The organism is Nonomuraea sp. NPDC048882 (genome assembly GCF_040649755.1).
Taxonomy (GTDB): domain Bacteria; phylum Actinomycetota; class Actinomycetes; order Streptosporangiales; family Streptosporangiaceae; genus Nonomuraea; species Nonomuraea maheshkhaliensis.
On the sequence record NZ_JBEZGB010000003.1, the window covers coordinates 654837 to 681485 of the forward strand.

Consider the following 26649-nt stretch of genomic DNA (forward strand, 5'->3'; position numbering starts at 1 on the left):
CGCCCGCCGTTCGGGCGGCGCGGCGCCCGCGCTCGGCTCTGGCTGTCAGAGGTGGACGGCGGATGTGTGATCATTGCATCACGTGTGTGCCGGGATAATTCACCTTCGATCACTTTCGATCGGTACTATGGGCCGTCGCGAGGAGGAGTATGACCAACGTTGCCGTCGGCGTGTCGCCTGCCGGAGACAGCACTGGGCCCGTTCGAGACGATCAAGGCGGAGGCGTGCCCATGGCCGGCCCGGAGACACAGGGGCAGTTGCCCGATGAGCGGCGCTCGCGGCTGGTGGAGCTGCTGCGGCGGCGCGGGCTCATGCGGGTGCACGACCTGGCCTCCGAGCTGGCGGTCTCCGCGATCACCATCCGGCGCGACATCACGCTGCTGGCCGAGGAGGGCGCCGTACGCCGCGTCCGCGGCGGCGCCGCCCCCGCCGAACGCCCCCAGGACCCGGCGTCGGCCGGCGGTTACGGCGGGACGGGCGCGTTCGCCGGGGCGGTCGGCCTCGGCGGGGCGGGCACGTTCACGGGAACCGGCGGTTTCAGCGGAGGCGGCCCGGACGTGACCGGGCCGGCCGGTGGGTTCGGGGGAGCGGCCGGGGCGAGGGCCGGCGGGTTCGCCCGCGACGTCGCCGCCGAGACGGGGGACGCGCCGGAGCTGACCGTGGGCATGGTCGTGCCCTCGCTCGACTACTACTATCCCGACGTCATCCGCGGCGTGCGCGAGGCGGCCGCGGCGGCCGGGGTCCGGGTCGTGCTGCGCGGGGCGACGTACCAGGTGGCCGACGAACGGCGGCAGCTGACCTCGCTGGTGGAGTCCGTGGGGGTGGACGGGCTGCTGGTCGCACCCACGACGGAGAGCGACGAGGGCGAGGAACTGGTCCGCTGGCTGCAGGCGGCCGGCGTGCCGGTCGTGCTCATCGAGCGGGCCGCGACCGTGGGGCCGTACCGCGAGGCCATGGAGTCGGTCGTCAGCGATCACGCCCTGGGGGCGGCGATGGCCGTACGGCACCTGGCGGTCCTGGGCCACCGGCGGGTCGGCATCATGACCACGATCACCAGCCCGACGTCGCCGCACGTGCGGGCCGGCTGGCGGATGGCCTGCGAGGAGTTGGGGCTGGAGACCGAGGCGACACCCGACGCCCACACGGTCGAGCGGCGCGACCCCGGCTGGGGCCGGGCGCTGGACGAACTCCTCGACGCCTGCGTGGCCACGGGCACGCGCGCTCTGCTCGTGCACTCGGACCCGGAGGCGATCTCGCTGGTCGAACGCTGCCAGGATCGCGGCATCCGAGTGCCCGCCGACCTGGCCGTGGTCACCTACGACGACGAGGTGGCCGAGCTGTGCGACCCGCCACTGACCGCGATCCGCCCACCCAAGGCCGCCATCGGCCGCGCCGCGTTCACCCTGCTCCTGGAACGCCTGCGCGACCCACGCCGTCCGGCCCATCGCGTGGTGGTAGGCCCCCAACTGATCGTCCGCAACTCCTCCACCTGACCACCCCGCACCGCCTCACCGCGCTGGCTCGCTGGGCTGGCTCGCTGGGCTGCCTAAGTGCGCTGCCTCAGCGGGCCGCCTCACCGGGCCCCCGATGCCGGTGAGGCGGTGCCGGTCACGCCCGGCGGCTGGCCTTCTGTGGTGGACCTGTCGGTGCCGGGGCGGTCAGCCGAGCAGACGGGAGACGTCGAAGTTGTCGACGGTCCCGTCGGGCCAGACGATCCGGACATCCGACGGGACCTCCGGACCAGGGGCCGGATCGGAGTCCGGGCCGGTCCCGGGGCCAGAAGCCGGGCCGGACGCGGAACTGGACCCGGGGCTGGACGCGCTGCCGGAAACCGGGCCGGACCCGGGGTCGGCCGCAGGGCCGGGCCACGTGACGACGGGTCGCTCGACAGGCTCCCCGGCGCCGAGGTAGAGCACCGCCTCGTGCCAGACCTCCGCACGAGCGGGGCCGCTGGTCGCGCACCACGGCACCACCGTCCACGGCGCCAGGGGAGAGGCGTCGTCGGCCGACGTCACCCCGGCGATGTCCAGGGACGCACCGCCGAACACGCACGAGCACATCCGGCCGTTCGCCTCCACGCCAGCACCCGCTCCCGCGTCTGCACCCGCGTTCAGCCCCGCCCCCACGCTGTCGCCCACTCCCGCGCTGGCACCCGCGACCGTTCCAGCCCCCACGTCGGCACCCTTGTCGGCATCCCCGCCCGTGCTCAGGCCCGCACCAGCGGTGGCATCCGCACCGGCAGCTGTGCCAGGGTGCGGGTTGTCGGATGGGAGGGGCCAGCCGCCGATGCGTAGGCGGGCTTGCGGCTCCTCTGTATGATCGTCCGGCGAACCCACCCGCACCAGGCGGACCTCCCACGGCCCGCGGACCAGGGAGAGCACGTGGAGCCACGGGCCGAGCCGGACCCGGCCCGGGCGGCCGGAGCCGTGGTCGGGGCCGGTTGGGTCGGGCTGGACCCAGTGCGAACGCCAGCGTGACGCCCCCGCCGCCGTTCCCGTCGGAAGCCGTTCCGTGAGCAGGGTGTCGAAGCCGGTCCTGTGGCTGGGCTCGCCGGATGCGTCGAGCAGTGCCACCGACTGGTCTAGCGGGCGCGCGGCGTGCGGGCCCGCGAGCACGGGGGAGGTGGCGGTGGAGTACGCGAGCCGCGCGTACAGCGGCGAGTCGGCCAGGTGGGACCCCGGATGGGAGTGGTCGGTGCCGTGGTTGACCACGCGCACCACCCCGTCCGCGCGCGTGCCGCTGACCAGCCACCCGGGCGACGGCACGACGAGCTGGTAGTCGTCCCGTTCCACCGGCAGCGGCTCCTCGACGGCCGTCCACACCGGATGACCGGCCGGCAGGGTCAGCCCGAAGAGCCCCTTGGCGGCCCAGTACGGCGAGCCGGGCCCGGAGTAGGACTGCGCGATCGGCCGCCACGGCCCGTGCCAGCCCAAAGACAGCAGCCCCTTGGCGTCGGGGGCGCCGCGGTCGGCGAAGTGCCGGGCGATGCCGGAGGCGGCGCGCCGCAGCAGCCCTGGTGACGGCGTGTCCAGGCCGTAACGGGCCCCGAGCCAGAACGGGACTGCGGCGGCGAACCGGTAGGTCAGGCTGCGGCCCTGCACCAGCGGCGAGCCGTCGGCCCCCACGAGGCGGACCGCGTCGTGCAGGTAGCGCTCCAGCCGCCCCAGGTAGACCGGCCGCCGCTCCTCCGCGGCGGCCGAGAAGGCGGCCGAGCCGGGGCGCGAGCAGGCGGGCGAGCCGGCGGCCATCTCGGTCCAGAGCAGCGGGTAGAACTGCAGCGCCCATCCGGCGTAGTGGTCGTAGGACCGCTCGGCCCCGTCGGCGTACCAGCCGTTCTCGCGAGCGAAACCGTCCGTCAGCGCCAGCCCGGCCTCGATGTCCCCCGGCTCGTACGGCCCCCCGACCGAGGCCAGGAACTGCTCCACGACGATCTGGAACCAGACCCAGTTGATCGGCGGATACTCACCGCCCACCGCCGGCGCCAGATAGGCGATGACCCGTTCCCTGACGCCGTCGTCGAGCCGGTCCCACAGCCACGGCCTGGTCAGGTGTAGCACCAGGGCGATCGAGGCGGCCTCCACCTTGGCCTGGCCGTGCTCGTCCAGCCGGACCCAGCGCTCGGGCGAGGCAGGATCCGTGCCCGTCGCCAGCCCGCGCGCGTACCACTCCATGAGGCCGAGCGGGTCGTCGCCGCCCTCGCCCGCCACCCGGAACCCGGCCGCGAGGAACGTCCTGGCGAAGCCCTCCAGCCCGTCCACGTCGGCGCCGTAGCCGCCGGCCCGGCCGGGGAAGGAGATCCGCGCGTGGCCCGGCGACGCGAAGGGGCGGGCCGACAGCAGCAGCCGCTCGGCCAGCGCCGCCCAATGTGCCCGGGTCCACCCGGTGTACGGCGACAGCGCCGGATCGTCGGGTATGCGCGGCATGCACAGATCCCTTCAGCCTTGCATGTTTACGTAACCACGGATTCACGGGATGGTTACAGCGCCACGGGAGCACGTCAAGCGGTCACCGGACCGGCGGCGCTTTCGTTGACCAGTTGTGATCTAAGGCGAGCAATGCTGATCGAAACGATCCGATTGCCTCTTGACGGAGGACGAGCGGCCACGCTTAACTCCGGTGCAATGCCGTCCGATCACAGATGAGCGAAATCGATCGTGCGCCGCCCGAAACGCCTGCCAAAACGCCTGCCGAAACGCCGCCCGATCGGCCGCCCGAAAGGCCCACCGAAACGCCGGCCGCAACGCCTGCCCATCGGCTGGCCGGAGTCCCGCTCCGGGCGGCCGATCGGGAGACCCCGCCCCGAGCCCCCGCACCCCGAGGAGACCCAGCTTGAACGCCAGATCACGAGTCGCGAGCCGCCCGGGACCGCTCCGGTGAGCGAGGCTCCCCGGGCCCTGCTGGTCATGGACCAGGCCACGCTGGACGTGCAGTTCGGGCAGCGGCAGCTGCGCCGGCTGCGCGCCCTCACCGAACTCGCCGACCCGATCTGGACCCCCGAGCTGGACACCCCCTCCGCGCGGCGGCGGCTGCGCGAGAGCGAGGTGCTGGTGACGTCGTGGGGCTGCCCGCCCCTGACCGCGGAACGGCTGGCCGACGCGCCCCGGCTGCGCGCCGTCTTCCACTGCGCCGGCACCGTGCGCCCGTTCGTCACCGACGAGGTCTGGCGCAGGGGCATCGTCGTGACCAGCGCCGCCGACGCCAACGCGATCCCGGTCGCCGAGTTCACCCTCGCCGCGATCATCTTCGCCGGTAAGAAGGCGCCCTTCCTGGCCCAGGACGCCCGCACCCACCGCGACGACTGGTCCTACGTGACCCGCCGCGGCGAGCTGTCCAACCGGGGCCGCACGATCGGTGTCGTCGGCTTCTCCCGGGTCGGCCGCCGGGTCGTGGAGCGGCTGCGCGACCTGGAGGTGGACGTCCTGGTCTCCGACCCGTACGCCGCCGCGGCGGAGGTGAGCGCGGCGGGCGGCCGCCTGGTCCCGCTGGCGGAGCTGCTGCGCGGCTGCGACGTGCTCACGCTGCACGTCCCCTCGCTGCCCGAGACCCGCCACCTCATCGGCGCGGCCGAGCTGGCCCTGCTGCGCGACGGCACCACCGTCATCAACACCGCCCGCGGCGCCGTCCTGGACACCGCCGCGATCGAGCGCGAGTGCGCCGCCGGCCGCCTCGACGCCATCCTCGACGTCACCGACCCCGAGCCCCTCCCGGCCGGATCGGTGCTGTACGAGCTGCCCAACGTCATGATCACCCCCCACATCGCCGGCTCGCTCGGCAGCGAGACCTGGCGGATGAGCGACAGCGCCCTCGACGAACTGGAACGCCACCTGTCCGGCCGGCCCCTCCTCACGGCCGTCACCCCGGACGAGTTCACCGTCAGCGCCTGACCAACCCCCTGTGACGGAGAAGGAGACCGGATCCCATGATCACGTCAGCGCAGCCCCGGACACGGCGGCAGGTGGTGAAGGGCCTGAGCATCGTGGCCGCGCTCTCCCTCACCCTGGCCGCGTGCGGCTCCGGCGACCCCGAGCCCGCCGACCCCAACGGCAAGATCACCCTCAGCGTCACGGTCTGGAACCTGGCCAAGACACCCGAGTTCAAGGCCCTCTTCGACGCCTTCCAGCAGGCCAACCCCAACATCACCGTCAAGCCGGTGGACATCCTCGCCGACGACTACCCCGAGAAGGTCACCACGATGCTGGCGGGCGGTGACAAGACCGACGTGATCACGATGAAGAACGTCACCGACTACTCCCGCTACTCCAGCCGGGGCCAGCTCGCCGACCTCACCGACCTGGCCAAGTCGCCCGGCAACGCCAAGCTCGCCGGGCTCGACGCGTTCAACGTCGGCAACGCCTACTACGCCCTGCCGTACCGGCAGGACTTCTGGCTGCTCTACTACAACAAGACCCTGCTCGACAAGGCCGGCGTCGAGCTGCCCGACCCGCTGACCTGGGACGAGTACGCCAAGCTGGCCAAGCAGCTCACCCAGGGCGAGGGCGGCGAGAAGGTGCACGGCGCCTACCACCACACCTGGCGCTCGGTCGTGCAGGCCATCTCCGCCGCGCAGACCGGCGGCGACCAGCTCGGCGGCGACTACACCTTCTTCACCGAGCAGTACAACCTGGCCAAGGGCCTCCAGGACGCCGGCGCCGTGCTCGACTTCGGCACCGCCAAGTCCCAGCAGGCCGACTACCGCACCCAGTTCGAGGGCGGCAAGACCGCGCTGATGCCGATGGGCACCTGGTACATCTCCGGCATCCTGGAGGCCAAGGCCAAGGGCGCCAGCGACGTCGCATGGGGGCTGGCCCCCATGCCGCAGCGGGCCGGCGCGACCGGCACGACGACGTTCGGCTCGCCGACCGCGTTCGCCGTCAACAAGCGCGCCGAGCACGCCGACGCGGCGAAGAAGTTCGTCCAGTTCGCCGCGAGCCAGGCGGGCGCGGAGGCGATCACCAAGGTCGGCGTGGTGCCGGCACTGCAGAGCCCCGAGATCACCAAGGCGTACTTCGGGCTCAAGGGCATGCCGTCGGACGAGCGCTCCAAGAAGGCGTTCGAGCCCGACAAGGTGGCGCTGGAGATGCCGGTCAGCGAGAACACCTCCGACATCGACACCATACTCAACGAGGAGCACGAACTGATCATGGTGGGCGACAAGTCCGTCGCCGACGGCATCCGCTCGATGAACGAGCGGGTGAAGAACGAGGTACTCAACTAGCCCGGCAGCGGACCCGGGAGCGATCCCGGGTCCCGCGCTCGACGGAGCGTCGCGAAGGAAACCATGACTCAGGCATTGACGCAACCGACGCCGGCCCCGCCCCGCCGGGCACGCGCCTGGCGCGGCATCCTCGTCGGGTGGAGCTTCATCCTCCCGAACTTCGTCGGCTTCGCCCTGTTCACGCTCGTGCCGATGCTGGCCGCGTTCGCGCTGGCGTTCCTGGAGTGGGACTCCTACAGCACGCCTGAATGGGTCGGCCTGGACAACTTCCGGCGGATGTTCGGCGACGAGAACTTCCACGTCGCGCTCAGGAACACCCTCTTCTACGCCGCCGGGCACATCCCGCTGACGCTGGTGGCGGCGCTCGGGCTGGCCATGGCGCTCAACCGCAGGATCCGGGGCGTGCAGTTCTTCCGCACCGCCGCCTTCTTCCCGTACGTCACCTCGCTCGTCGCCGTCGCGGTCGTGTGGAACATGCTGTTCAACCCCACCGCCGGCCCCGTCAACCAGCTCCTGGAGGCGATCGGCGTCACCGAGCCGCCGCGCTGGGTGGCCAGCACCGACTGGGCGATGCCCGCCGTGATCATCACCAGCGTGTGGCGGGACATGGGCTACTACATGGTGCTCTACCTGGCCGGCCTGCAGACGATCCCGCGCGAGTACTACGAGGCCGCCACCGTCGACGGGGCCGGGCCGTGGCAGCGGTTCTGGAGCGTCACGCTGCCGTGCCTGCGGCCCACGACGTTCTTCGTCCTGGTCATGCTGACGATCCAGAGCTTCAAGGTGCTGGACCTGATCGTCGTCATGACCAACGGCGGGCCGGGCCGCAGCACGCTGGTGCTGGCCCAGCTCGTCTACCGCGAGGGCATCAAGGAGGGGCAGTTCGGCTACTCCTCGGCCGTCGCGCTGGTGCTGTTCGTCATCGTGCTGACCGTCACCGTCGTCCAGTTCCGCATCAACGAGCGCAGGAGCGCCATATGACCGCGCTGCCCGACACCGCCGCTCCTCCCGGCACCGCACCCGCCCCCGGCGCCGGCGGCACGACGCCCCGCGGCGGCCGGTCCACGCTGCGCGGGGCGCTCGCCTACGCGGGGCTGACCGTGGTGACGGTGCTGGTGCTGGTGCCGTTCGCGTGGATGCTGTCCTCGTCGCTGAAGCGGAACAACCGGGTCTTCACCGTGCCGATCCAGTGGATCCCGCCGGAGCTGCGCTGGTCGAACTTCATCGAGATCTGGGAACGCATCCCGCTGCTGACCTACCTGGGCAACTCCGCGTTCCTGTCGGTCGTGATCACGCTGCTGCAGGTGCTGACCGGCAGCTTCGCCGCCTACGGCTTCTCCAAGGTGCGCTTCCCCGGCAGGGACGCGCTCTTCCTGGCCTACATCGCCACCATCGCGGTGCCGTGGCAGGCGTACATGGTGCCGCAGTACATCATGATGCAGCGGGCCGAGCTGACGGACACGCACTTGTCGATCATCCTGCTGCAGGCGTTCGGCGCGTTCGGCGTCTTCCTCATGCGGCAGTACTACATGTCGATCCCCGACGACCTGTGCGAGGCCGCGCGCATCGACGGGCTCAGCGAGTACGGCATCTACCGGCGCATCATGCTGCCGCTGTCCAAACCGGCACTGGCCAGCCTGGCGCTGCTCACCTTCGTCAGCACGTGGAACGACTACATGGGGCCCTTCATCTACCTGACCAGCAACGAGCTGTGGACCATCCAGCTGGGGCTGCGCTCGTTCGTCGGCCAGTACGAGGCGGAATACGCGATGATCATGACGGGCGCGGTGCTGTCGGTGCTGCCGATCATGGTCATCTTCCTGTTCGGGCAGCGGTACTTCATCCGCGGCATCGCCACCAGCGGGCTGAAGTGATGAGCGGGTACGGAACCGCCCGCCGGCTGCTGCGCCCCGCCCGCCAGAGCACCTACGAGCGGATCTTCGACATCGTCTACGCGGGACTCATGACGAACGTCCTGCTCGCCGCCGCCTGCCTGCCGCTGCTGGCGGCGCTGGCCATCGTCGGTGACCCGCTCGCGTCGTGGCCGTTCTTCGCGCTGCTCTCCCTGCCCTGCGGCCCCGCGCTGGCCGGGGCGTTCGGCTGCTTCGACGCCCTGGGCCGCGGGTCCACGGGCATGCCACGCGCGTTCTGGAGCTCCTACCGCCGGGCCGCCCCGCGCGCCCTGGCCGTCTGGGCCGCCGGCGCGGCGGCCGTCGGCGTGCTCGCCGTGGACACCGTGGCCGTCGCGGGCACCACGTGGGGGCCGGCGCTCGTGCTCTTCTTCTGCACCGCCGCCGCGCTGGTCATGTCCCTGACGTTCGCCCTGCTCACCCTGGCCGCCGTCCCCGGCACGCGGCTGCGCTCCCTGCTGCGGCCGTGCCTGTTCCTGGTGGCCCGCCGCTGGTACCTGTCCGCGGCCACCCTCGTCGTCCTCGCCCTGGCCCTGCTTGTCGTCCTCGCCAAGCCGGTGCTCGGCGTGCTGCTCGTGGCCTCACCTTTGTTGTACGCCGCCTGGGCCACCACCAGGTACGTCCTCGCCCCCATCCTGGAGCCGCCGGCCCACGACCATCGCTAGCGGGCGGCCTCCCGGGACCCGTCTCAGGACCCGCCCCGGTGGGCCGGTACGGTGCGCTGGAGGTGAGCGCGATGACTTGGTGGACGGTGGTGCGGTTTCTGCACGTGCTCGGGGCCGCGTTGTGGGTGGGCGGGCAGCTCACGGTGTCGCTGGTCGTGCTGCCCCTGGCCAGGCGCCTGCTGGAGGAGGAGCGGCGCGGCCAGGTGCTGACCGCCGTCGGCCGCCGCTTCGGGCTGCTGACCGTCGCGGTCTTCCTGCCCGTGCAGCTCGCCACGGGGGTGGCCATCGCCTGGCACAAGGGCGTCACCTGGGCCACCTTGGCCGAGCCCGGCTACGGCCGGATCCTGGCGGCGAAGCTGGCGCTGTTCTGCGCCGTCATGGTCGCCGCGGCGGCACACGGCTGGGCCTCCGGCGCGGGCCGCCCGGTGCTGGCCCGCACCCTGGCGATGGCCTCACTCGCCGGCTCCCTCGGCGTCGTCCTCCTGGCCACCGCACTCCCTGTCACGTAAGCCTGTCACGTAAGCCTGTCACGTAAGCCCGTCACGTGAGCACGTTCCGGCTGACGTCACGACGTCGTCGCTCGTTCCGGGCATCCCCGCCTCCGCACCACCGCCCTGTGCCGTGCCGAGGCGTGCGCGAGCCCGCTCTCGGAGGAAACATGTCCATCGCCCTTGCTCCGCCCGCGCGTGCGCGGGCCCATCTCAACGCCACCGACGTGTGGCTCGCCCGCGGCGGTCACCCCGTACTGACGGGGGTCGACCTGACCGTGTCGGCCGGTGACCGGCTGGGAGTGGTCGGCGAGAACGGCCGGGGGAAGACCACGCTGCTGCGGGTCCTCGCCGGCGCCCTCGCCCCCGACTCCGGCTCGGCGCACCGGGCCGGCACCCTGGGAGTCGCCGACCAGGAGATCCCGGCCGATGCGGGCCGTACGGTCGGCGACCTGATCGACCTCGAACTCGCCCAGGTCCACGCCGTGCTCGGCGCGTTCGAGTCGGCGACCCTCGCGCTCGCCGAGGGACGGCAGGACGCCGAGCGGGCTTACGCCGCGGCCCTCGCCGCCGCCGAGTCCATCGGCGCCTGGGACGCCGACCGCCGCGTCGACGTCTCGCTCGCCGCACTCGGCGCGGTGGACGACCGGGACCGGCCGCTGGCCGGGCTGTCCGTCGGCCGGCGCTACCGGATCAGGCTGGCCTGCCTCCTGGGCGCCGGCCACGACCTGCTGCTGCTCGACGAGCCCACCAACCATCTCGACGCGTCCGGCCTCGACCACCTCACCGCCAGGCTCCGCGCGCACCCGGGCGGGGTCGTCCTCGTCAGCCACGACGGGGCGCTGCTGTCGGACGTGGTCTCCGCCGTCCTCGACCTCGACCCGACGAGCGACGGCCGTCCCCGGATGTACGGAGGCGGCTACGCCGGCTACCGGGAGGCCAGGCACGCGGAACGGGAACGCTGGGAGATCGCGTACCGGGACCAGCAGAACGAGCGGCGGCGGCTCGCCGACAATCTGTCCGCCGCCCAGAACCGGCTGTCCACCGGCTGGCGGCCGGAGAAGGGAACCGGCAAGCACACGCGCGCCACCCGGGCGCCCGCCCTGGTCAGAGCCGTGCACCGGCGCCAGGAGGAGCTGGAGGCGCACGTGGTGGACGTGCCCAGGCCGCCGCTGCGCTTCCGGAAGCCGGTGCTGGACGCGCCACCCGGAGTCACCCTGCTGCGGGCCGACGAGGTCGCGGTGCCCGGCCGGCTCGCCGGGCCCGTGTCGGTGCACCTGCGCGGGCGACCGGCTCGTGGTCACCGGCCCGAACGGCTCGGGGAAGTCGACCCTGCTGGCCGTGCTCGCCGGGCTGCTGACCCCCGGCTCGGGATCCGTCCAGCGAGGACGCGGCATCCGGGTGGGCCTGCTCGCCCAGGAATCACCGGCGCCCTCGCGGCGACGCGCGTTCGAGGTCTTCGAAGGAGGCGCCGGAGCGCCGACCCCAGATCCGCGAGCCCTGGACCACACCTACACCTTCCCTTCCGCGCCCGGCGACGGCGACGGTCATGGCGGTGGTGGTGGCGACCGGGTTGGGCTCACGCAGCTTGGGCTGCTGCCCTCCGAGGCCGCTCACCGGCCGGTGACCGAGCTGTCGATCGGTCAGCAGCGGCGGCTGGACCTGGCCCTCCTGCTGGCCTCCCGCCCGCAGGTCGTGCTGCTCGACGAGCCCACCAACCACCTGTCGGCATCCCTGGTCGAGGAGCTGACCGAGGGGCTGGAGGGCACGGCCGCCGCCGTGGTCCTGGCCACCCACGACCGGCAGCTCCTGCGCGACACGGCACATTGGCCCAGGCTGCGGCTCTGACCCCCGCCACCTGACGGCCGCCCGGCCCACCACCGTGCCGCCGCCCGCCCGCCGCCGCCCGGTCGGCGGTGGGTCGGGTGGGGACGGGGGTCAGTGGCGGGGGTGGGCGATGAGGCGGCAGTCGGAGCCGGGGGAGTTGGAGACGGCCTTCCACCTGATCTGCTCGTCCGCCGGTTCGGCGGGAGCGAGCTCCAGCGACCGGGTGAACACCTGGAGGAACGCCTTCATCTGCATGACCGCCAGCCGATCACCCAGGCACGTGTGCGAGCCGCCCCCGAACGGCATCCAGCCGTAACCTCCCGGCCGCCGGCCGAGCCAGCGTTCGGGCCGGAAGGCGGCCGGGTCGGGGTAGAGGCCGGGATCGTGGTGCAGCGACCGGAGATGGACGATGATCGTGGTGCCCGGCGCCAGCACCCGCCCGCCCAGCTCGAACGGCAGCCGTACCACCCGGCCGAAGAACGCGACCGGCGGCCGCACCCGCAGCGCCTCGTACGCCACCGCCGTCGCGTACACGTCGGAGGTGCCCTCGTCGCTCTCCGCCGACAGGCGCCGCAGCGCCTCCGGATGGCGTACCACCCGCTCGAACGCCCAGGCCAGGCCGGTCGCCGTGGTGGTGCGGGCGCCGGCGATCATGCTCATCACCTGGTCGCGCAGCACCTGGTCGGTCAGCCGCGCCCCGCGCTCGTCACGTGCGCGCATGAGCACGCCGAGCAGGTCGTCGCCCTCGCCCTCGCGCCGCCGCCGGCTGATCTCGTCGTAGACGAGCCGGTCGCAGGCCTCCTTCGCACGATGGTACGACGGCCACAGGGCCATCCCGCCCGCGCGCCGCAGCGCGTACCGTACGGTGATCTCGTAGGAGTCGGCCCGGCGGAACAGCTCCCGCAGCGGCTCGCGCCAGGCGTGCCGGCGGGCCGGATCGACGCTGAGGGTGACGTCGAGGATCGCGTCCATGAGCGCCGCGTGCAGCCGGGGCCGCAGCGCGAACGGCGTGCCGGCCGGGCACCGGTCGGCGACCTGCTGGGCGAGCTCCTCCGTCGCGGCGCGCAGGCGCGCGGAGACACGATTCCTGATGGCGGGGGCCATGATCTCGCGCAGCCGCCGGTGCTCCTGGCCGTCCAGCCTGCCCAGCCCCTGCGGGCCGATGACCGGCTCCTGGACGCGGTTGGCCTCCGCTGAGTCGATCACTCCGCCGGGAGCGTGGAAGACGTCTCTGACCAGGCCGGGGTCGGCCAGCATCACCGCCTTGCCGATGCCGGGGAACCACAGGCCGAACATGCCGTCCGTACGGCCGAACATGCGATCGACGACGCCGTCCCCCACGAGCAGGGCGGCCGGCAGCACCGCGCTGCCCATCCACGGCTCCAGGAGGCGGCGGCCACGCGCACCGGCGAGCCGGCCTCCGGGTTGCGGTACACCTGGGCGTGCGCCGAGCGCGTCGATCATGAAGTCTCTAATCCGATTCGGGTCACTCGTTCTCGTGACACTCAACCATAGCGAAGCGTGACCATCCGTGATGTTACTGTGACGACGCAGGGTGGCGCCCCAGCCCGCGCGACCCTCCCGCCCGGCCGCCGGGGGTGGGCACAGTCCTTGAGGAGCCACGTGATGATCGACACCCTCGCCCGCCAGAGCCACGCGGGTTCGCGCAGGCCGGGGCCACGGCGGGCGGGCGCCGGGGGCCGGTGGTGACGCGGTATCTCGTCACCGGGGCCACCGGGTTCGTGGGCGGGCACCTGACGCGGGCGATCCTGGCTGGCGGCGGTACGGTGACCGCGCTCGTCCGTCGTCCTGAGCGCGCCGGGACGCTGCGCGAGCAGGGTGTGCGCGTGGCCGAAGGAGACCTGGCCACGGGCCGGGGGCTCGGCGAGGCGTTGCGGGGCGCCGATCGGGTGATCCACCTGGCGGCGGTGGTCAAGGCGCGCACCGACGCGGAGTTCTGGGCGGTCAACCGCGACGGCACCGCCTGCCTCGTCCGTGCCCTGGCCGCGATGCCCGTGCCGCCGCGCCTGGTGGTGTGCTCCTCGCTGGCCGCCGCCGGGCCCGCGCGGGGGAGCGGGCCCGTCTCCGTCTACGGCGCCAGCAAACTGGCGGCGGAACACGTCGTCCGCGCGTACGCGCACCGCGTGCCGGCCGTCATCCTGCGCCCCGGCATCGTGCACGGCCCCGGCGAGCCCGCCCTGGTGCCGGCGCTGCTGCGGATGATCCGCCTCGGGCTCGTGCCCAAGCCCGGGTTCGGGCCGCGCCGCTACGGCATGATCCACGTGGACGACCTGTGCGCGGCCCTGCTCACCGCCGCCGAGCGCGGCACGACCGTCCGGGCGGACGACCCCGACGCAGGCGTGCACCCGCTGAGCGACGGCGTCGCCTACCGGTGGCAGGACATCTGCGCCGCCGTCGCCGAGGCGGCAGGGCTGCGCGCCCCGGTGGTGCTGCCCGTGCCCGTGTCCCTGCTGGCCGCCGTGGCCGCGCTGACCCACCTCGCCGGACGGCTGCCCGGCCTGAGCGGCGACGTACCCGCACTGAACCGGGACAAGATACGCGAGCTGCGCCACGCCGACTGGACCTGCACGCCGGCCGGCGCCCGGCACGACCTGGGCTTCACCCCCACCACCTCTCTCCTGGACGGCCTCAAAGCCGCCCTGCGCGGCCCCATACCGAGTGAAGCCGGAAGCGGGGGCGTGACCGGTCAGGCGACGGCGCCGTGACCCGGACGCCGAGGTGGTGTCAGGGCTGGACGTGGGTCAGTTCCGCGCCGATCAGGTCGGCCACCGCCCGCAGCTCGGCGAGCCGGTGCCCCGTGCCCAGGGCCCAGTGGTGGGAGATGCCGCTGGCGCTCCACGCGTCCGTCCACTCGCCGGGATCGCAGCCGAAGTCCACCCGCGACGTCGTGTTCCCGATCCGCAGCAGCGGCCCCTCCACGACCTCGCCCTCGGACACGACGAAGCCGTAGCTCCCGTCCCTGGCCTGCCGCAGCCCGAACGCGGTCACCGGCCCCCGCGTCACGTCGAACTCGACCGACACGCCCCACCCGCGCTTGCCGTGGTAGACGCCGAGCCCGCGCAGGAGCGGGCGGCGGGAGCTGATGGCCAGGTGGGCGGGGCCGTCGTGGCCCATCTCCACGTGGCCGCGGGCGAAGTCGAGCGCCTGCAGCTCGGTGAAGGAGCCGCCGCCGCCCAGCCGGTCCATGACGAGCATGGCCAGGGAGGTACGCAGCTCGTACTCGCCGGCGGCCGGCACCCCGCGCGCCGTGAGCAGGGACGCGCCGAGGATCATGCCCGCCCCGAGCCGCTCGTGGATCTCCCCGTCCAGGCCCCGGTGGTAGTAGGCCAGGCTGTCCAGGGCGAAGTCCTCGACCAGGCGGTCCAGGCCGACCGACACGCGGGCCGCCCAGGCCAGGTCGTCCTCGTTCACCGAGTCGGCCAGCTCGAACACCTCGCGCGCCAGGCCCACCCGGTCGGCGGTCTCGGCGTCGGTGACCTTCTCCGCGCGCACCCGCAGGTCGTCGAACTCCAGCACCTCCACGTGGCCGCCGAAGTTCGCGCTGACCAGCGTCAGGTCGGTGGCGACGTCCAGCATGCCCGGGTACAGGTGGCCCATGAGGCCGTGCCGCCCGTGACGCAGCGCGGCCCGTACACCCGCCGCCCTGACCCAGCGCCCGATGCGCTGCCACGCGCGCTCGTCCTCCAGATAGCCGGAGACCGACCGGAACGGGATGCCGCAGCGGGTGAAGGCGTTGGCCATCTCCGGCAGGGGGCAGGCACCGCAGTAGGCCAGCCACTGGCCGGTGTCGAAGGTGGCGTGCTCCATCGACTCCGTCGGCTGCAGGTTGATCAGCAGCACGGGCGCGCCGCTGCGCTGCGCGATCGGCACGAGCATGGTGGCCGTCATGTACGTCGTCAGGAACCCGACGATCAGGTCGCAGCCGGCCGCCCGCAGCTTCTCCGCCGCCGCGGCCCCCTCCTCGGCGTCGGAGATGAAGCCGACGTCCACCACCTCCGCGTCGAACTCCCGCATGCGCTCGGAGACGCGCGCGGCCGAGCGCTGGAGCTGGGGGAGCAGGTCGGGGAACTGCGGCCAGTAGGCCCCGAGTCCGCCCGCGACCAGGCCCACCTTGACGCGGCGCGGGGTGATCCTGGAGAGTGCGCCGCCGTTCCCCGAGCTGATGTCCTGGCTGATCCCGCCACTGATCCCGCCACTGATCCCGCCGCTGCTCCCGCTACCGGCCTCGCTACTGGTCCCGCTGCTCGTCACGGTGCTCTCCCTTGCTGCTCTCCAGGCCCGCCGCCGTGGTGGTGCTCAGCGGGCTTCGACCTCGATGATGCGTGTGTAGTCGTTCGCGCCGTTCGACGCCAGGGCGACGACGCGGACGTCCTCGGCGGCGACGGGCGCGAAGTCCGAACGGGCGGTCCCCGCGGTGTTGCCGCGCACCTGCGCGACCGTCTGCCACGGCCCTCCGCCGGCCCGCACCTGGACGTCCCAGTCGCGCAGCCCGTACCTGGAGGCCGGGTAGCGCTCGGTGTCCAGCGTGTAGAGGTCCACCCTGGACACCTGTCGGGCGCCGCCGAGCGCGATGGCCACCGTGTCCGGCCAGGACCTGGCGGTGGCGTCGTTCCAGCCGTTGCCGCCGGCCCAGCCGTTGGACGAACGGTCGCCGTCGGCCACGCTGCAGGGCGGGTAGTTGGCGTTGGTGTGCTGCGAGGACGCGGTGACGGGCCGGCGCAGCGCCAGGTTGCCGCCGTTGTCGAGCCCGTCCACCGGCACCACCTCGACCGGGACCTTCAGCGTGCTCGACGGCGTGCGCAGGCGCAGCCCGTACGTGCCCTCGGCGGTGCCCGGCGGCACGGCGACCAGCAGCTTCGCGCGGACCTCGTAGCCGGGCGGGAGATAGCTGGTCAGCATCGCGCGGGAAGCGGTCAGCGGCGAGTCGGCCTCGACCCGCATGGTCGCGTACGCGGCCTTCTTCGCCTCGCTCCGCATCCCGATCTTGAGCGTGGCGGGGCAGGCCGGGTCCACGCCGAGCGGCGCGACCAGCTTGTCCGCCCCGGCGGTCGGGACGAGCTTGCCCGTGCCCTTGGAGACGCCCGGCTCGACCTGGACGGAGATCGCCTGCGGAGGAGTCTCCGGCTCGGGGGTGGCCGGTGGAGCGCCGATCATCGGGACGAAGGCGAGGGCCCCGGCGGCGAGGATGCGCATGATCTGTTCCTTCCTAGAGCACGTGCAGGCCGGGGGCGCCGTCGAGGGTGACCAGGCTGGCGCGGGTGGAGACGGGGGCTCCGGGGCGGTCGACGTACGGGACGACCTTGAAGTCCGAGCGCCACTGGCCGCGGGTGACCTCGCAGGACACGTAGCCGCGCTGGTAGCTGGAGAAGCGCAGGTGCGGATTGGCCGGGTCGGTGCCGCCGGGCGGCACGCCCTGCGTGGGGTTGCCGTTGCCGCCGCTGCTGACCGAGGTGCAGACGAACTCCACGCCGATCGCCGGCGCGGCGGGATCGTCGAAGTCGCGCTTGAGGTCGCCGGCCAGGTTGTAGTGGATGTCGCCGGTCAGCACCACGGGATTGCTCACCTCGCGGTCGGCGATGCCGCCGAGCAGGCGGTCCTTGGCCGCCTGGTAGCCGTCCCACAGATCCATGCTGAGCCGCTGCGCCGGTCCCGGGTCGAAGTCAAGTTGCATCATGGCCACCTGCTGGGCGAGCACGTTCCATCTGGCGCGGGAGGCGCCGAGGCCGTCGAGCAGCCAGCGCTCCTGCGCGGTGCCGATCATCTGCCGCGCCGGGTCGAGCCGGTCGGCGCAGTCCACCTGCTGGCCGTCGCCGCAGACCTGGTCGTCGCGGTACTGGCGGGTGTCGAGCACGTTGAACTCGGCCAGGTCGCCGAAGGTGAAGCGGCGGTAGATGCGCGCGTCGGGGCCCTCGGCGGAGGGCAGGCGGACCGGCATGTTCTCCCAGAAGGCGCGGAAGGCGTTGGCCCTGATCACCAGGTAGTCCTGCTCGCTCACCTCGCCGCCGGGGCCGTACCGGCCGGCCCAGTTGTCCAGCACCTCGTGGTCGTCCCAGGTGACGATCCAGGGCGCGCGGTGGTGGGCGGCCTGGAGGTCGGGGTCGCTCTTGTAGAGGCCGTACTGGACGCGGAACCGGTCGAGCGTGTCGCACTGCACCCGGAACTGCTCGGGCACCGGGGTGTTGCGGTTGCCGCCCATCGGCACGATGCCGAACTCGTAGATGTAGTCGCCCAGGTGGAGGACCACATCGGGGTTCTCCTCGGCGAGGTGGCGGTAGGCGGTGTAGTAGCCGTCCTGCCACGACGCGCAGGAGGCGAAGGCCAGGCGCAGCGACTCGGGGCTGCTGTCCGGGGCGGGTGCGGTCCTGGTCCGGCCGACGGGGCTGAGCTCGGAGCCGGTACGGAAGCGGTAGAAGTAGTCACGGCCGGGGCGCAGGCCCTTGGCGTCCACGTGCACCGAGTGGCCGTACTCGGGGGTGGCCCAGGCGGAGCCGTGGCGGACGCGGCGGGCGAACGCCTCGTCCTCGGCGATCTCCCAGTCGACCCTGATCCGGTGGTACGGCAGCCCGCCCAGCGGCTCCAGCGGCCTGGGCGCCAGCCGGGTCCACAGCACGACCCGGTCGGGGAGCGGGTCACCGGAGGCGACGCCGAGCTGGAAGGGGTAATCGGCGGTCCTGACCGTGGCGCGGGCGGCGGTCCACGGATCGGCCAGATCGGAGGTGAAGGCGAGAGCGAAGGCGGCGCCGCCTAAGCCCAGAAAGCCCCGGCGTGAGGGATGCGGCATGCTGCTTCCTAGTCTGGGGGGACGAAAGCCCTCACTTTCTAGCAAGCGGGCCCGTTGTTAACAAGACGCGAGTTAGAAATAACGTCTTCGGGCGTTAGATCTCCGCCACCAGGACGTTGCCGTGGTGGTCGCGCAGTCGCTGGAGCAGGTCGGCCGGGGCGTTCGCGTCGACCACCACCACGTCGAAGTCCGCCAGCGGCGCCACCCGGTGCAGCGCCACCCTGGCCAGCTTGGAGCCGTCCACGGCCAGCACCCGCCGCGACGCCGAGCGCAGCATGGCCCGCTTGACCAGCACGATCTCCTGCTCCTGGTGGTAGGCGTACTCCTCGGAGATCGCCGAGGTGGAGACCACGGCCAGGTCGGTGTTCACCGCCTCGACCGCGTCCACGCACCCGAGGCCGAGGAACGAATCATGCGTGGCGTGATATTCACCGCCGAGTGCGATGAGCCGGAGGTCGGGACGGCCGGCCAGCAGCCTGATCGCCTCCAGGAAGTTCGTCACCACGGTCAGCGGAAGCAGCTCGTCCAGGTGGCGGGCCACGGCCAGCGCGGTCGTGGAGTCGTCGAGCATCACGGAGCTGCCCGGCTCGATCAGCCCCGCCACCACCCGTGCGATGGCGTCCTTCTCGGCCGTGTGCGCCTTGAGCCGGTAAGCGATGTTGCTCTCCCACACGTTGCTGGCCTGGGCGGTCGCCCCGCCCCTGACCTTGCGCACCATGCCCTGGCGGGCCAGCTCGTCGAGGTCGCGGTGGACGGTCATCAGGCTGACCCCGAAGTTTTCCGCGAGTTCGGTGACGGAGACGGAGCCCCTGCGCACGATGTGCTCGGCCATGCCCTGCCATCGCACCGACCTGCTGGAGGCGTGCTGACGCGTGTTCACCTGGGTCCTCTCCGGTGTCGGACGGCAGCGAATCCTACCCTTGACACCCCGCTCGGGCGACTCGTACCCTCCAGCCACCGCCGCTTTTAACATGCTTGTTTGTGAAGTTAACAACGGTGGTACACGATTAAAACGTTCGCATCCAGCGGCTCTCGGGGATTCACCGCACGTCGTACGACCGAGGAGACAGCGACATGACCGACCTGCTGCACCAGGCCCGGCTCAGCCGGGGACAGTTCCTGCGCGTGATGGGCGGTCTGGCCGCGGCCACGCTGGCCACGGCCTGCTCCACCAGGCCCGAGACCACCGCCACCACGGGCGGGACGGCGACCACCGAGCTCAAGTTCATCGGCGTCGCCGATCAGAAGACGCCCATGGACGAGCTGGCCGCCGCCTACCAGAAGGCCAAGCCCGCCGTCCGGCTCACCACCTCCTACGCCCCCACCGACCAGGTGCAGACCTCGCTGCGCACCCAGCTCGGCGCCGGCAACGCCCCTGACCTGCACGTGGTCTACCCCGGCAACGGCAGTGCGATGTCGATGACCCAGATCGCCCAGGCGGGGCTGCTGGCCGACCTGTCCGCGCAGAGCTGGACCCCGACCATCCCCACCGGGTTCAAGCCCGCCTTCCAGCTCGACGGCAAGACCTACCTGTACTCGGCCGGCTCCTCCGTCATCGGCGCCGTCTACAACAAGAAGGTCTTCGAACGGGCCGGCATCGACGCGCCGCCCACGACCTGGACCGAGTTCCTGGCCGTCTGCGACAAGCTGAAGAAGGCCGGCGTCGTGCCGATCGCGCTCGGCGCGCAGACGCCGTGGGTCACCCAGCTCATCACGTACGCGCTGGTGCCCTCCACCGTCTACGCCAAGGACCCGTCGTTCGACGACAAACAGCTCGCCGGCCAGGCCACCTTCGCCGGCTCCGGCTGGCGCCAGGCCATGGAGATGTACCTGGAGCTGCAGAAACGCGGCTACTTCAACGACAAGCCGAACGGCACCACGTTCGAGCAGCAGACCTCCATGGTCGCCACCGGCAAGGCGGGCATGGCCGTGCAGGTATCGGCCGTCATGCCCGACTTCCGCAAGGCCGCCGCCTCGCCCGACGACCTGTCGATGTTCCCCGTCCCCGGTGCCGACGACGCGAACTCCGTGTGGATCCCCGCCGGCGTCGTCGTCGGCGTGGGCGCCAGTGCCAAGGGCAAGAACGCCGAGGAGGCCAAGGCGTTCATCGACTTCCTCGGCAAGCAGGAGAACATCAACGCCTGGGCCAAGGCCATCGCCGCCATCCCGCTCACCCAGGACGCCTCCTCCGTGATCGATCCCGCCGTGCAGTCGTTCCTGCCGTTCACCAAGGACCGCGCGGTGCCGTTCATGGACCAGCGCTGGCCCAACGCCGAGGTCCAGCCCGTGCACTTCGCCGTCGTCCAGGAGTTGCTCGGCGGCGACAGCACCATCGACGAGGCGCTGAAGAAGATGGACGAGGCCTACCGCAAGTGACCTCACTGACCGCCTTCCGCAGCAGGCCCGCCCGCGCCGCCCGGCGGCGCGGGAGCGCCGCCACCCCGCCCTGGCTGTTCGCCGCCCCCGCCCTCGTCGTGTACGCGATCGTGGTGCTCTACCCGGCCGTCAGCGGCGTCGTGTACGCGTTCACGGACTGGAGCGGCATCGGCGAGGACCGCTCGTTCGTCGGCCTGGCCAACTTCGCCACACTGTTCGGCGACGAGCAGGCCATGGGCTCGATCGGCAACACGCTGCTGCTCACCCTGGCCATCGTGGTCGTGCAGAACGGCATCGGCCTGCTGCTCGCGCTCGGCGTCAACGTCAAGCTCAGAAGCCGGGCCCTGCTCCGCGTGATCTTCTTCGCGCCCGTCGTGGTCAGCCCCGTCATGGTGGCCTTCCTGTGGAAGTACATCTACAACCCCGACCCGTCCGCCGGCCTGAACGGCCTGCTCGGCCTGCACGTGGACTGGCTCGGCGACCCGTCGGTCGCCCTGTGGTCCATCGCCGGCATGGTCGTGTGGCAGAACGCCGGCTACTCCATGGTCATCTTCCTGGCCGGGCTGGAGGGCGTGCCGCGCGAGCTGCACGAGGCCGCCATGATCGACGGGGCGGGCACCTGGCAGCGCTTCCGCTACGTCACCTGGCCGCTGCTCGCCCCCGCGCTCACGATCAACCTGATGCTCTCCACGATCGGCGGGCTCAAGCTCTTCGACCAGGTCTTCGCCGCCACCAACGGCGGTCCCGGCTACGCCACCGAAACTCTCTCGACCGTCCTGTACAAGCAGGCGTTCGTGTTCGGCAAGTACGGCTACAGCACCGCCATCGCGCTCGTCCTGGCGCTGTTCGTGGCCGCCGTGTCGCTCGTGCAGATCTACTACACCCGCCGCCGGGAGGTGACCGCGTGAGAAGGACATTCCCGCTGGAGCTGGTCATGATCGCCGTGGCGGTGGCGTTCCTGTTCCCCGTCTACACGCTGGTCTCGCTGGCGCTGAAGGACCCCGGGCAGATCGCGAGCTCACCGATGGCGCTGCCCAGCCCGCCCACGCTGGACAACTTCACCGCCGCCTGGACGGCCGCCGCGCTCGGCCCCTCGCTGGTCAACAGCACCGTGATCACCGTGGTCAGCCTGGTGGCGCTCATCGCGCTCGGCTCGTTCGCGTCGTACTTCCTGGCCCGGGTCCAGAGCCGGCTCGGCTACGGCCTCTACATCCTCTTCCTGCTCGGGATCGTGCTGCCGTTCCAGCTCGGCATGATCCCGCTCTACCGGCTCGTCACCGACCTCGGCCTGATCGGCACGCACGCCGGCATGATCCTCTTCTACACCGGCATCCAGCTCCCGTTCACCGTCTTCCTCTACACCGGCTTCATCCGCGCGCTGCCCGGCGACTACGCCAGCGCCGCCCAGATCGACGGAGCCTCGCACCTGGTGGCCTTCACCCGCGTGGTCTTCCCGCTGCTGCGGCCGATCACCGGCACCGTGCTCATCCTCAACGCCGTCTTCATCTGGAACGACTTCTTCACCCCGCTGGTCTACCTCGGCGGCTCCGGCTTCGAGACCGTCCCGGTCAGCGTCTTCGCCTACGTCGGCCAGTACGTCTCCCAGCACGGCCTGGTCTTCGCCGGGCTCGTGCTCGGCGCGCTGCCGATCGTCGTCGTCTTCCTGGCGCTGCAGCGCTACGTCATCAAGGGCTTCTCCAGCGGGCTCAAGGGATGAACGTCTTCGACGCCTTCCGCGAGCCGCCGCGCGCCTTCTCACCGGCGGCCATCTGGTGGTGGAGCGGCGAGTCGCTGCGCCGCGACCGGCTGCGCTGGCAGCTGGAACGCCTGGTCGCCGGGGGCGTGCACAACCTCGTCATCCTCAACCTCGCCCCCTCGGGGCCGATGTTCGGCTCGCGCGCCGACGATCCGCCGTTCCTGTCCGAGGAGTGGTGGGAGCTGCTGGACGGGGTCTGCCAGGACGCCCACGACCTGGGCGCTTTCCTGTGGTTCTACGACCAGCTCGGCTTCTCCGGCGCCGACCTCCAGGCCCGGCTGGTCCAGGAACGCCCCGACTTCGCCGGCCAGTGGCTGGGCCACGGCGGGACGGTCACCACGCGGGGCTTCGACTACCTCTCGCGCGAGGCGTGCGCGGTGCTGCTGGACCGGGTGCACGGCGAGTTCGAACGGCGCGTCGGGCACTGGTTCGGCCGGGTGATCGCCGGGTCGTTCCAGGACGAGCTGCCCACCCTGCCCACCTGGTCCGACCGCTTCGCCGCCGAGCACCTCGCCCGGCGCGGGCGGCCGTTCGACGCTCTTGCGCCTTCGCCGGACTGGCGGTCGTACCAGACGACCAGGGCCGAGCTGGCCGAGGAGGCGTTCTTCCGGCCGCTGGCCGAGTGGCACGAGCGCCACGGGCTCGTGCACGGCTGCGACCAGCAGGACCCCGCCCGCGCCGGGCATCCCGTCGAAGGGGTACGGCTGTACGCCGACTACGCGCGCACCCACCGCTGGTTCGGCGCCCCCGGCTCCGACCACCACGGCGACGCCCGCCTGCACTCCTCCTTGGCCCATCTGTACGGGCGGCCGCGCACCTGGATCGAGGCGTTCCACTCCAGCGGCTGGGGCGGGACCCTGGAGGAGACGTTCGACTGGCTGCTGCCGTGGCTGCGGGCCGGGGCGACGCTGTACAACCCGCACGCCGTCTACTACACGACGCGGCGCGGCTGGTGGGAGTGGGCGCCACCGGCCACGGACTGGCGGCAGCCGTACTGGCGCCACCACCGGGTCTTCGCGGAGGCGGTCACCCGGCTGTGCGCGGCGCTGTCGCTGGGGCGCCACGCGTGCGACGTCGCCGTCCTGCTCCCCACCTCCACCGCCCAGACGGGCACCGACGCGGGGACGGCCGGTCCGGGGACGGTCGGTCTCCAGGCGGTCGGTCATGAGGAGGTCGGTCCCGAGGCGGTCGGCCATGAGGCGGCCGGCCCGGAGGCGGCCGGCCCGGAGGCGGTTGGTCCAGGCGAGGCCGACCTGGAGGCGGTCGGTCCTGAGGAGGTCAGCCCTACGACGGTAGGTCCGGGAGCGGCCGGTTCCGGGGCGAGCGGTCCCGAGCCGGATAGGCCCGAGCCGGGTGGGCCTGGCGCCGCGAGCGCAACGGCCCATGCGGCCCATGCGGCCCATGCGGCTCACGGGACCCACGCGGCTCATGCGGCTCATGCGGCCAGGGCGCAGGAGGTGTATCGCGAGCTGGTGGGCGATATGGCCTGGTTCGCCACCAAGCCGGGCGTACTGGACCGGCTCGGGCTCGACGCCGACGTCATCGACGAGGACTCGGTGCGGCGCGCGGTCGTGAAGGACGGGCGCCTGACCGTCTCCACGGAGGCGTACCGCGCCGTCATCCTGCCCGCCGTCACGGTGCTGGACGAGGACGTGGCCGCTCGGCTCGCGGACTTCTCCGCGGGCGGCGGCCTCCTCGTCGCGGTCGGCGCGCCATCCGGCTTCTCCTCGGGGGGAACGGCCGCCTCCCACCTTCCCCCAAAGGGGACGGATCCCTCCCACCTTGCCGCCCGGCTCGGGGCCCGCTTTGTGCGGTCCGCCGACCGGTTGGGGGAGGCGCTGACGGATCTGGAACGGCGGGTCGAGGCGCCCGTGCCCGCGCTGGTGCGCGAGGACGGCGAGACGACCCTCGTCTTCCTGCCCGCCGCCTTCCCCATGGCCAGCCGCATCGGCGTGGGACGCCCCGAGGAACGCGGGGTCGACCTGGGCTGGCTGGACGCCGTCATCGACTTCGACCCCGCCCGGTACGCCCGTGAGATGCCGGTCACCATTCACGGCGTCCAGGGCGCCCCGCTGCTGCTGCGCCCCTTCGCCGGCGGCGACCCGGTGGCGCTGCCGTACATGAGGGACGGCGACACCGTACGGGTGACCGTCCCGTTCGACGACGGCCCCGCGGCGCTACTGGTGTTCGACGGCACGCGGCCGGAGCCCGCGTCGCGACCCGCGTACACCGTCGTGGCGGAACTCGGGGATGCCGAGTGGGACGTCGAACTGGTGCCCACGCTCGACGACACCTGGTCCGACTTCGGCGGCGGCGGCGCGGGCATCGAGGCCTGGACACTGCGCACCCCCGACGGGGAGCCGGTGGACGTCACATTCGGCCCGCACGGGGAGCAGCGCGTCGACGGCGGGCCGTGGACGCCGTCGATCTGGTCGTCCTCACGCGGCCTGCACAAGGACCCCGTGCACCGGGAGACACTGGGACCGAAGGGACGGGTGCCGGTCGAGTTCCTGACGTTCGGCCGTACTGGCGGAGGCGTCGAGGCAGCCTTCCGCACCCTCGTCACCGTCCCCGACGCCTGCGCCGACATCTGCGCCGACACCGTCCCCGACACCTACTCCGCCGCTTCCGCCGCGCCCGCTGCCCCAGCCGACAGCTCCGACGTCCCCGCTCCAGCTCCCGCTCTCGCCTTCGGCGCCGCCGTCTCCGGCTCCGGCGGTCGCGATCTCCGTACCACCACCCAGGACGACCGGAGCGGTGGCGGTGCGTGGGTGGCGATCGGGGCCGGGGCTGCCAAGACGTTGCGGATCGACGGCGAGGAGTGGCCGCTCGACGATCGCGGTTACGCGGCCGTCACCCGCGCCCCCGTCCCGCCCGGCGAGCACCTCCTGGAGTTGGTGCTCGTCCCCGACGAGGAGCTCGACCTGCGCGCGTACGTGTGCCTGCTGGCCGACCCCGCCGACGCCGCCCGTCCCGAGTGGATCGCGGGGACGCCGCTGGAGACCGTCGTGATCGCAGCACCCGAGCAGGACGGGGGAGGCGTGCTGCAGGTGGCAGCCACGTCGTTCTGCCGGGTGCTCGTCAACGGGACGGAGGCGGGCAGGCAGGGCGGCTTCGACCCCTACGCCGAGGCGGACATCCCGCGCGTGCGCCGCTACGACGTGAGCGACCTGCTGCGCCCGGGCGCCAACACGGTGCGCGTCGAGTCGGATGGCTGGGTGCTGGTGGACGGCCTGGCCGTCTCCGGGCCCCACTGGACGCCGGAGCCGCGCGTACGCCGCCGCCAGTACGGCGACCCCGCCGCCCTCTGGCTGCTCCCACGCCCCCACCCCCTCCCGGGGGCGACCTGGCTGGACGACACCACCCCGGCCGCCCCGCCGGCCGCCCTCCCGGTCACCGGGCCAACTGCCCTTCCGGCCGCCCCGGCCGCCCTTCCGGCCGTCTTCTCGGTGCCGGGCGCCCGGCCGCGCACCGAGCGTTTCCTGCTGGACGCGCCCCCCGGCGCCACCGGCGTCGAGGTGAACGCGCTCGGCCCGGTCGAGCTGCGTGCCTCGCTCGGCGGGCCGGGACCGGGCGAGGTGGAGCTGGTCGTGCGCACCACCCCCGGCGCGAGCGGCGGGGCCGCCTTCACCGGGCCCGTCCGGTTCACCTGCGGTCCAGGACGGATGCGGCTCGGCGACTGGGAGGAGCTCGGCCTGGCCGGGTACAGCGGCGGCGTCCGCTACCGCACCACGATCACCGCCCGCTCCGGACCGGGCGTGCTCGACCTGGGCCGGGTCAGGGGCACGGCCGAGGTGACGGTGAACGGCCGGCCCTGCGGCGTGCGCGTGTGCTCCCCGTACCGCTTCGACGTCGATCTGGACGACGGCGGCAACGTCGTCGAGATCCTCGTCCTCGGCACCCTGGCGGCCTACCTGGACGAGGTCAGCCCCACCCATTTCGTCTTCCCCGGCCAGCGCACCACGGGCCTGTTCGGACCCGTACGCCTGCACCGCCCGGCCACCGATCTAGGATGACCCGGCGAGGACACCACCGGCCCGCCGCCTCTTCCGATCCGGCGGCCGGCCGCACCGCACGGAAGGAGAGCGCCGGTTGGCACACCACCGGAGT

18 protein-coding genes and 1 pseudogene are annotated in these 26649 nt (G+C 72.5%); 13 read left to right on the forward strand and 6 right to left on the reverse strand.

Translation table 11 applies throughout. From position 1 onward, the window contains the following. Positions 1-230: 230 nt before the first annotated feature. The gene (locus AB0C27_RS12945) at positions 231-1493 is read left to right on the forward strand and encodes a substrate-binding domain-containing protein (protein WP_357842238.1); all 1263 of its coding nucleotides are present in this window, start codon (positions 231-233) and stop codon (positions 1491-1493) included. A gap of 165 nt (positions 1494-1658) precedes the next feature. On the opposite strand, the gene AB0C27_RS12950 is transcribed toward AB0C27_RS12945, so the two are convergent. After that, a complete protein-coding gene (locus AB0C27_RS12950; RefSeq protein WP_357842241.1) occupies positions 1659-3923 on the reverse strand; it encodes a DUF2264 domain-containing protein in 2265 nt (754 codons plus the stop codon). Positions 3924-4373: 450 nt separating this feature from the next. Between AB0C27_RS12950 and AB0C27_RS12955 the strand changes: the two genes are divergently transcribed. The 7 genes and pseudogenes from AB0C27_RS12955 (at position 4374) to AB0C27_RS12985 (ending at position 11626) form a co-directional block, all read left to right on the forward strand. Beyond that, a complete protein-coding gene (locus AB0C27_RS12955; protein WP_357842244.1) occupies positions 4374-5384 on the forward strand; it encodes a hydroxyacid dehydrogenase in 1011 nt (336 codons plus the stop codon). A 35-nt stretch (positions 5385-5419) separates the two neighbouring features. Beyond that, positions 5420-6715 (forward strand): sugar ABC transporter substrate-binding protein, encoded by a 1296-nt coding sequence (locus tag AB0C27_RS12960; protein ID WP_357842247.1) that lies wholly within the window; start codon positions 5420-5422, stop codon positions 6713-6715. A 63-nt stretch (positions 6716-6778) separates the two neighbouring features. Beyond that, on the forward strand, positions 6779-7696 hold the full coding sequence (locus AB0C27_RS12965; protein WP_357842250.1) for a sugar ABC transporter permease: 918 nt from the start codon (positions 6779-6781) through the stop codon (positions 7694-7696). Next, positions 7693-8589: a carbohydrate ABC transporter permease gene (locus AB0C27_RS12970; RefSeq protein WP_357842253.1), complete on the forward strand. Its 897-nt coding sequence runs from the start codon at positions 7693-7695 to the stop codon at positions 8587-8589. The genes AB0C27_RS12965 and AB0C27_RS12970 overlap by 4 nt, the downstream gene beginning before the upstream one ends. Beyond that, positions 8589-9290, forward strand: a complete 702-nt coding sequence (locus AB0C27_RS12975; RefSeq protein ID WP_357842256.1) for a hypothetical protein — start codon at positions 8589-8591, stop codon at positions 9288-9290. Before AB0C27_RS12970 ends, AB0C27_RS12975 begins: the two co-directional genes overlap by 1 nt. A gap of 71 nt (positions 9291-9361) precedes the next feature. Continuing rightward, positions 9362-9799: a hypothetical protein gene (locus tag AB0C27_RS12980; RefSeq protein WP_357842259.1), complete on the forward strand. Its 438-nt coding sequence runs from the start codon at positions 9362-9364 to the stop codon at positions 9797-9799. 149 nt (positions 9800-9948) lie between these two features. Further along, a pseudogene (locus AB0C27_RS12985) lies at positions 9949-11626 on the forward strand (ABC-F family ATP-binding cassette domain-containing protein). A 90-nt stretch (positions 11627-11716) separates the two neighbouring features. Here the strand turns inward: AB0C27_RS12985 and AB0C27_RS12990 are convergent. Then, complete coding sequence (locus tag AB0C27_RS12990; RefSeq protein ID WP_357842262.1) at positions 11717-12979, reverse strand: cytochrome P450; 1263 nt, start codon at positions 12977-12979, stop codon at positions 11717-11719. A gap of 332 nt (positions 12980-13311) precedes the next feature. Between AB0C27_RS12990 and AB0C27_RS12995 the strand changes: the two genes are divergently transcribed. Further along, a complete protein-coding gene (locus AB0C27_RS12995; protein WP_357842265.1) occupies positions 13312-14331 on the forward strand; it encodes an NAD-dependent epimerase/dehydratase family protein in 1020 nt (339 codons plus the stop codon). A 19-nt stretch (positions 14332-14350) separates the two neighbouring features. Here the strand turns inward: AB0C27_RS12995 and AB0C27_RS13000 are convergent, their stop codons facing one another. From AB0C27_RS13000 to AB0C27_RS13015, 4 genes are all read right to left on the reverse strand, one after another. After that, on the reverse strand, positions 14351-15877 hold the full coding sequence (locus AB0C27_RS13000; protein WP_357842268.1) for an L-fucose/L-arabinose isomerase family protein: 1527 nt from the start codon (positions 15875-15877) through the stop codon (positions 14351-14353). 45 nt (positions 15878-15922) lie between these two features. Next, a complete protein-coding gene (locus AB0C27_RS13005) occupies positions 15923-16819 on the reverse strand; it encodes a discoidin domain-containing protein (RefSeq protein ID WP_357842271.1) in 897 nt (298 codons plus the stop codon). 13 nt (positions 16820-16832) lie between these two features. Continuing rightward, positions 16833-18407, reverse strand: a complete 1575-nt coding sequence (locus AB0C27_RS13010; RefSeq protein ID WP_357842274.1) for an alkaline phosphatase D family protein — start codon at positions 18405-18407, stop codon at positions 16833-16835. Positions 18408-18501: 94 nt separating this feature from the next. Further along, positions 18502-19287: a DeoR/GlpR family DNA-binding transcription regulator gene (locus AB0C27_RS13015; RefSeq protein WP_357842277.1), complete on the reverse strand. Its 786-nt coding sequence runs from the start codon at positions 19285-19287 to the stop codon at positions 18502-18504. Positions 19288-19481: 194 nt separating this feature from the next. Between AB0C27_RS13015 and AB0C27_RS13020 the strand changes: the two genes are divergently transcribed. Genes AB0C27_RS13020 through AB0C27_RS13035 form a run of 4 tightly spaced genes read left to right on the forward strand, consistent with a single transcriptional unit; the run spans position 19482 to position 26555 of the window. Next, positions 19482-20783, forward strand: coding sequence for an extracellular solute-binding protein (locus AB0C27_RS13020; RefSeq protein ID WP_357842279.1), 1302 nt, complete (start codon positions 19482-19484; stop codon positions 20781-20783). Next, positions 20780-21691, forward strand: a complete 912-nt coding sequence (locus AB0C27_RS13025; protein WP_357842282.1) for a sugar ABC transporter permease — start codon at positions 20780-20782, stop codon at positions 21689-21691. The genes AB0C27_RS13020 and AB0C27_RS13025 overlap by 4 nt, the downstream gene beginning before the upstream one ends. Further along, positions 21688-22500, forward strand: coding sequence for a carbohydrate ABC transporter permease (locus AB0C27_RS13030; RefSeq protein WP_357842285.1), 813 nt, complete (start codon positions 21688-21690; stop codon positions 22498-22500). Before AB0C27_RS13025 ends, AB0C27_RS13030 begins: the two co-directional genes overlap by 4 nt. Then, positions 22497-26555, forward strand: a complete 4059-nt coding sequence (locus AB0C27_RS13035) for a hypothetical protein (protein WP_357842288.1) — start codon at positions 22497-22499, stop codon at positions 26553-26555. Before AB0C27_RS13030 ends, AB0C27_RS13035 begins: the two co-directional genes overlap by 4 nt. The last annotated feature ends 94 nt before the right edge of the window (positions 26556-26649 follow it).

Bases quoted from the DNA above. Each gene is read 5' to 3' on its own strand.
- AB0C27_RS12945 (WP_357842238.1), top strand. From the start codon at position 231: ATGGCCGGCCCGGAGACACAGGGGCAGTTGCCCGATGAGCGGCGCTCG.
- AB0C27_RS12950 (WP_357842241.1), bottom strand. From the start codon at position 3,923: ATGCCGCGCATACCCGACGATCCGGCGCTGTCGCCGTACACCGGGTGG.
- AB0C27_RS12960 (WP_357842247.1), top strand. From the start codon at position 5,420: ATGATCACGTCAGCGCAGCCCCGGACACGGCGGCAGGTGGTGAAGGGC.
- AB0C27_RS12965 (WP_357842250.1), top strand. From the start codon at position 6,779: ATGACTCAGGCATTGACGCAACCGACGCCGGCCCCGCCCCGCCGGGCA.
- AB0C27_RS12970 (WP_357842253.1), top strand. From the start codon at position 7,693: ATGACCGCGCTGCCCGACACCGCCGCTCCTCCCGGCACCGCACCCGCC.
- AB0C27_RS12975 (WP_357842256.1), top strand. From the start codon at position 8,589: ATGAGCGGGTACGGAACCGCCCGCCGGCTGCTGCGCCCCGCCCGCCAG.
- AB0C27_RS12980 (WP_357842259.1), top strand. From the start codon at position 9,362: ATGACTTGGTGGACGGTGGTGCGGTTTCTGCACGTGCTCGGGGCCGCG.
- AB0C27_RS12990 (WP_357842262.1), bottom strand. From the start codon at position 12,979: ATGGGCAGCGCGGTGCTGCCGGCCGCCCTGCTCGTGGGGGACGGCGTC.
- AB0C27_RS13005 (WP_357842271.1), bottom strand. From the start codon at position 16,819: ATGCGCATCCTCGCCGCCGGGGCCCTCGCCTTCGTCCCGATGATCGGC.
- AB0C27_RS13010 (WP_357842274.1), bottom strand. From the start codon at position 18,407: ATGCCGCATCCCTCACGCCGGGGCTTTCTGGGCTTAGGCGGCGCCGCC.
- AB0C27_RS13020 (WP_357842279.1), top strand. From the start codon at position 19,482: ATGACCGACCTGCTGCACCAGGCCCGGCTCAGCCGGGGACAGTTCCTG.
- AB0C27_RS13035 (WP_357842288.1), top strand. From the start codon at position 22,497: ATGAACGTCTTCGACGCCTTCCGCGAGCCGCCGCGCGCCTTCTCACCG.